General features: G+C 44.2%; 5 protein-coding genes and 1 pseudogene. 2 read left to right on the plus strand and 4 right to left on the minus strand.

What is annotated here, in order from left to right; translation table 11 throughout:
- The 3 genes and pseudogenes from IM456_RS21440 to IM456_RS21450 form a co-directional block, all read right to left on the minus strand.
- Nucleotides 1-404, minus strand: a pseudogene (locus IM456_RS21440) (RNA-guided endonuclease TnpB family protein); the annotation flags it as partial.
- A gap of 493 nt (nt 405-897) precedes the next feature.
- Complete coding sequence (locus IM456_RS21445; protein ID WP_149988506.1) at nt 898-1,722, minus strand: sulfurtransferase; 825 nt, start codon at nt 1,720-1,722, stop codon at nt 898-900.
- Nucleotides 1,691-2,134 (minus strand): ATP-binding protein, encoded by a 444-nt coding sequence (locus IM456_RS21450; protein WP_149988503.1) that lies wholly within the window; start codon nt 2,132-2,134, stop codon nt 1,691-1,693. The genes IM456_RS21445 and IM456_RS21450 overlap by 32 nt, the downstream gene beginning before the upstream one ends.
- 172 nt (nt 2,135-2,306) lie before the next feature.
- Here IM456_RS21450 and IM456_RS21455 point away from each other — a divergent pair, with 172 nt between their 5' ends.
- Nucleotides 2,307-3,443 (plus strand): PP2C family protein-serine/threonine phosphatase, encoded by a 1,137-nt coding sequence (locus tag IM456_RS21455; RefSeq protein WP_287693962.1) that lies wholly within the window; start codon nt 2,307-2,309, stop codon nt 3,441-3,443.
- On the opposite strand, the gene IM456_RS21460 is transcribed toward IM456_RS21455, so the two are convergent.
- Entirely contained in the window at nt 3,444-3,767 is a 324-nt protein-coding gene (locus IM456_RS21460; protein WP_052275544.1) for an STAS domain-containing protein, read from the minus strand.
- Nucleotides 3,768-3,912: 145 nt separating this feature from the next.
- Here IM456_RS21460 and crtO point away from each other — a divergent pair, with 145 nt between their 5' ends.
- A complete protein-coding gene (crtO, locus tag IM456_RS21465) occupies nt 3,913-5,559 on the plus strand; it encodes a beta-carotene ketolase CrtO (RefSeq protein ID WP_149988497.1) in 1,647 nt (548 codons plus the stop codon).
- Nucleotides 5,560-6,112: the final 553 nt, after the last annotated feature.

The raw sequence follows: 6,112 nt of genomic DNA on the forward strand, positions 1-6,112 counted from the left end.
CCTGCTTTAAAACCATCAGTGAACTTGATTTTACGTCGCTCATCAGATAGTTTGTAGCCTGTTAGTTTATACTCAACCGAACGACTATGCTTTTTAAACCGAGGAAAACCCTTTTTCCCAAGTATCTTAGCATGACAATTCTGGTAAAACCGATTAATTGATTGCCAGGCTCTATCAGCAGCCGATTGGCGAGCTTGAGAGTTTAATTTATTAACCCAAGGTGTCTCTTTATTGTTAGCTAGTACCGCACAAAGTTTTTGGAGATCATTGCGGGTTGTCCCTTGATTGTCCATCCAATAACGAACACAAGAGTTACGCACAAACTGAGAAGTTCTAATAGCTTCATTAAGCTGGTGATATTGCTCTGGTGTTCCGTTTTTTAACTTTGCTTCTACGACTAGCATCTAACAATCCTTGACCTTTGGCTAAGTTAATTATAACACAGTTTACCCACAGATGGTAGAATTAAACCGATGCTCCGCGGTTGATATTCTGGTCGGATTTCATCCCCCGCAAAGGTGAGTATCTTGTCGAAAAATGTAGCGGGGGCATTCATCCGACATTTTAGGTAATTTTACGGGGGAAAACGACTATTCTTTGAGGAATAGCGGTGATTTGAGAGCAAAAAGATAGCAACTAAAATAAAAATTAGCTTTTTTGTCTAAGTAGGGAGGCACAATTATTTGTAGGATGGGTTAGCGGTAGCGTAACATAATCGGGCGTTGGGTTTCATGCTTCAACCCAACCTACGTTCATCTTATATTTAATTCCACCCACCCACTTAGGAGACAAACTAGATAATAGTTTCGGAATAATTAAAAGTGATAATAGAGGGATTGTACAGTAATTAGGTCATTTCGATAATCTTTCTAGATAGATGAACATCAACAAGGCGGGTTAGATCAGGTAGGAACACCAATCACTCCAACCTCCAGAATATAGCTTAACATTGTCGTATCCGGCTAGGGTAAGGGAAAGGATATTGACACAGGCTGTCACTCCCGAACCACAGTAGAGGATAATTTCTCGATCGCTTTGCCGCTCTTGCCAACGTTGTTTTTGCCAGGCCAGGGATTGACAAAAACCCTGACTATCGGTGACTTCTAACCAGGGATAATTAAGCGCCCCCCCGATGTGGCCGGCGATCGGATCGATCGGTTCCCTTTCGCCCCGATAGCGATCGCTTTCCCTGGCATCAATTAACACCACTCCCGCTTGCTCTTTTTGCCTTTTTACCTCCTCGATCGTGACTACCCAATCCTGTTGAACTTGGGGGAGAAAAGCGCCGGTTTTCGGCACAGGTATCTGATTGGAGACGGGATAACCGGCATTTAACCAATTTTGCCAACCACCATCGAGAATGCTGACTCGTTCATGGCCCAGATAACGTAATAACCACCAGAGACGACTGGCAAAGGCAAAACGGGAGGCATCGTAGGCGATGACATGAGTTTGGCCGGAAATCACCCCTAAAGAGCTTAATTTGGCGGCTATCGTCTGCGGATTCGGTAAAGGATGACGGCCGCCATGACGGGCAACGGGAGCCGATAAATCGCGATCGAGGTGTAAATAGAAGGCATTTTCAATATGATTGGCTAAATACTGTTGATAACCGAGATCGGGATCATTTAATTGAAAACGACAGTCAATAACCATCAGATCGGGGCGATCGAGATTAGTTACTAACCAATTAGGAGAAACGAGGGGTGCGATCGGATTCATGGCGGGAAAATTGTTTAATAATTAACAGACAGTTGCGCTGATCTTCGCTGCGAGTATAACTGAGTTGATCGGCGATTTTTTGGAGGATGGGCAGTCCTTGCCCATGACCAGAGAAACTATAGTCATGATAGGCGTTTTTCTCGATAAAGTCCTCTAAATCGAAGGCGGAACCCCGATCCCAGATGCGAATTTCCATCTGGGATCGGGTAATCTCGATCTCGATCTCGATCGGGATTTCGGGAGGTAGGTGTCGGTGAGCGTGACGGACTGCATTGGTAAAACCTTCGGCAAGAGCAAGCTGACACTGGAGCCAGTCTTTTTGGGGAATGCCCGCTGGTTCAAGTTGCTCAAAATATTTTAAAACGGTATCTAAGGACTTGAGATCGCTATCTACCTGAAAAGAAATCTTCACCCCCGGCTTACCTCTCCAATGCCTTACGCTAGAAGTTATACCATTTTTCCCAAACTATGACTGATGTGTTAGCTCGATTCTGGATTTAATCCCTGGTTGAGGGACAAGCAAAGTCATCTGTCAGGGAGTCGGGGGTAGGCAGTAAGATTGAGATAGTCAAGTCACAAAAAAGATGGTACGAATTCTAGTAATTGATGATGATGGAGTAATTCAAACGTTTCTGAGCCGCGCTTTGCGGAAGGAATACGAGGTTTTTATTGCCAGTGATGGGGAAGAAGGATTAAAGCAAGCGGGGCAACTAAAACCAGCGATGATTATTTGTGATTGGATGATGCCGGGGATCGATGGGTTGGAAGTTTGCCGGCAAATTAAGCTCAATCCCCAACTGTCAACGACTTTTTTTATCCTCTTAACTTCTTTGGGATCGGTGGAGGATCGGGTCAAGGGATTGGATGCGGGGGCCGATGATTTTTTATGTAAACCGATCGAGATTAATGAGTTAAGAGCGCGCGTGCGGGCGGGAATTCGTTTGCATCAATTAAGTCATGATCTGCAAGCGCAAAAACAATTACTAGAAATGGAGTTAGCGGAGGCGGCGGAATATGTGCGATCGCTGTTACCAGAACCTTTTATTTCTCCCAAACTTGCTATCGATTTTCGCTTCCTTCCTTCTCGTCAATTGGGGGGCGATGGTTTTGATTATTATTGGTTAGATAATGACCATTTGGTGTTATATCTTTTAGATGTGGCAGGCCATGGTTTGCGAGCGGCTTTACCTTCCCTTTCGGTGATTAATTTACTCCGTTCTCGTGGTTTAAGTCAGGTGAATTACTATCAACCTAATCAGGTTTTACAAGGGTTAAATCAAGTTTATCAAATCAGCCCTAAGAATGATAAATATTTTACTATTTGGTACGGAATTTATGATCAGAAACAACAACAGTTAACCTATGCCAGTGCCGGTCATCCCCCGGCAGTTCTCCTGACTCAAAAACCTTTTGGACAGATGATTGAAACCAGACTGAAAGCCCCCGGTTTTCCCATCGGGATGTTTCCGGAAGCAGAATATATCAATCAGGTTCAATCCCTGAATTTCTCCAGTAGCCTTTATCTTTTTAGCGATGGAATTTACGAGATCGATTGTGCTGATGGTAGGATGTGGGGACTAGAAAACTTTATTCAATCTTTACGAAATTATCACTGTAATTCTGCTAAAAATCTTGATAATTTTATTGAAAAAATTCAAGCTTTACAATTTGATGGTAATTTTAGGGATGATCTTTCGATCATGCAGGTGGATTTTCGTTAATTAACTTCCGAGGATTTTTTGTTCTAATTCTTCTCGGTTATTAAAAATTTCAAAAACTCGATCCATATCGGTTAATTCAAACAACATTTTTATCTGCTCATTAATCGAGCAGATCAATAGTTTACCCCCCGCAGAACGCACGGTTTTTAAGGATAAAACTAGCGCCCCTAAACCAGAACTATCCATAAAGGTGACATTCTTGAAATCAACGATAATAACCTCTGACCCTCCCTGCACGGCTTCGGCAATTTCTTGGCGAAATTCGCTGGCTTGGTTGCCATCTAAAATACCGGATGGTTGAATAACTTTGATGGAAGAACTCATAAAAAAAAGGAAAAATTAAATGTTTTCTACCTGCTCACTCATAAGGACTCGCTGAAATCTGCTGACAGCAGCTAATCTTTAACTATTTTTAACATATTAGAGTCAAGAAAAGCGCAAAATTAAAAATAGGAATTTTTGAAACTGTATGGAAAGTTACGATGTCATCCTCATCGGTGCGGGGCATAATGGTTTAGTTTGTGCCGCCTATCTCCTCAAAGCTGGTTATCGCGTCCTCCTTCTGGAACAGCGTAGCGTACCCGGAGGAGCGGCTACCACAGAAGCGGTTATCCCCGATCAAGCCCCTGATTTTAAGTTTAATCTCTGTGCGATCGATCACGAATTTATCTTTTTGGGGCCGGTAATTGAGGAATTAGAGCTAAAACGCCACGGATTAGAGTATTTATTCTTCGATCCTACCGTTTTCTGTCCCCATCCCTCCGGCCAATATTTTCTTTCCTATCGCTCTCTGGAAAAAACTCACGCCGCAATTGCCCAGTTTTCTCGGCGAGATGCCGATCGCTACCTTCAGTTTATCGACTATTGGGCACAGTTGCTGAATGCGATTGGGCCTTGGTTTAACGCTCCGCCCCAAGATTTGCTCAGAATCGCCCGCAATTATAACTCTAGTGCCTTAGCTAGTGTCTGGAAAGCGATCGGCTCGAAAAAGAAACTGCTCGACTTCATCCGCACGATGATTACTTCCCCCGAAGATGTCCTCAATGAGTGGTTTGAGAGCGAATTTGTCAAAGCACCCCTCGCTCGTCTAGCGGCAGAAATTGGCGCTCCTCCCTCCCAAAAAGGCATTACCTCCGGGATGATGATGATGGCGATGCGTCACTCCCCCGGGGTGGCTCGCCCTCGTGGTGGTACGGGCGCACTAACCGAGGCTCTGGTGAAATGTGTTGTCAGTCTCGGTGGGGTAATTTTAACCGAGCAGAAGGTTAAACAGATTCTAATCGAGGAAGGACAAGCGATCGGGGTTAGAGTGGACTCTGGACAAGAATATCTGGCAAAAGCGGGTGTTATCTCTAATATTGACGCTAGACGAGTCTTTTTACAGTTAGTCGCCCCCGCCGATCTGGATGCCGCCGATCCGGAATTGCGAGAAAGGGTAGAACGGCGAATTGTCAATAACAATGAAACAATTCTTAAAATTGATTGCGCCCTCGCCGAAGCGCCAAGGTTCGAGGCTTACGATCACAAAGAGGAGTATTTACAGGGAACGATTCTTATCGCCGATTCCGTGCGTCACGTTGAACAGGCCCACGCTTTAACGATTTTGGGGCAGATTCCCGACGAAAATCCCTCGATGTACCTAGATGTACCCACTATTCTCGATCCCTCCATGGCTCCCCAGGGCAAGCATACCCTCTGGATTGAATTTTTTGCCCCCTATCAGATTGCCGGGGCCGAGGGAACAGGATTAAACGGCACGGGATGGACGGAAGAATTAAAAAATCGCGTGGCCGATCGAGTTCTTGATAAACTGGCCGATTATGCCCCGAATCTCAAATCCGCCATTATTGCCCGTCGGGTGGAAAGTCCGGCAGAATTAGCTAATCGTTTGGGTTCCTATAAAGGTAATTACTATCATCTTGATATGACCTTAGATCAGATGATTTTCCTGCGTCCTTTGCCGGAAATAGCTAACTACAAAACCCCAATTAAAAACCTTTATTTAACCGGAGCAGGAACTCATCCGGGCGGCTCGATTTCGGGGATGCCAGGGCGCAATTGCGCTCAGGTTTTCCTGCGGGATCAAAGCACTTTTCTGCAAAGATTATTCAACTAAATCTCCTCCTCCTCAAAATCCCGATCCCTCACGGGGTGACAGAGAGCCTAAAAAGTAGACAGGGGATGGGGTGTAGGGTGTAGGGAAAAATTTTTGACTTGCCCTTACAGGTAGAAACGATCAATGATTGAGAAAAGAAGGTGTTGTTGGTTCTTCGGTTTGTCTTATGCAACGTACAGGGTTATAAGGAATGAAACTCTTATAGAGAAAGACATTTGGCGATTTTTGTTAATTGTTTTCGATCTAGAGCGAACTAATCAATTAAATCTCTTGCCAGATAAGCATTTAGTCGATGTCTGCCACCCTATCGAACCATACTAAGTAACTAAGAACCTGATTGTTCTTGATATTGGGCTAATCATCCCTAACAAGATTCAGATCAAAAGCGATAGCCTTTGCTGTTTTAATAAGGTTGAGGTTGAAAATTATCGGGAATATCTAATTCAAATACTTGGTCATGAATCCGAGCCACATAAAACCCTTCTTGCAGAATTTTTTCCCGTAATTCCGGGGATACATGAACCGCCGCTAATATGCCATAGAGTTTTTTATC

Origin of the sequence: Microcystis sp. M079S1, from assembly GCF_020246425.1 — a bacterium.
Lineage (GTDB): Bacteria > Cyanobacteriota > Cyanobacteriia > Cyanobacteriales > Microcystaceae > Microcystis > Microcystis aeruginosa.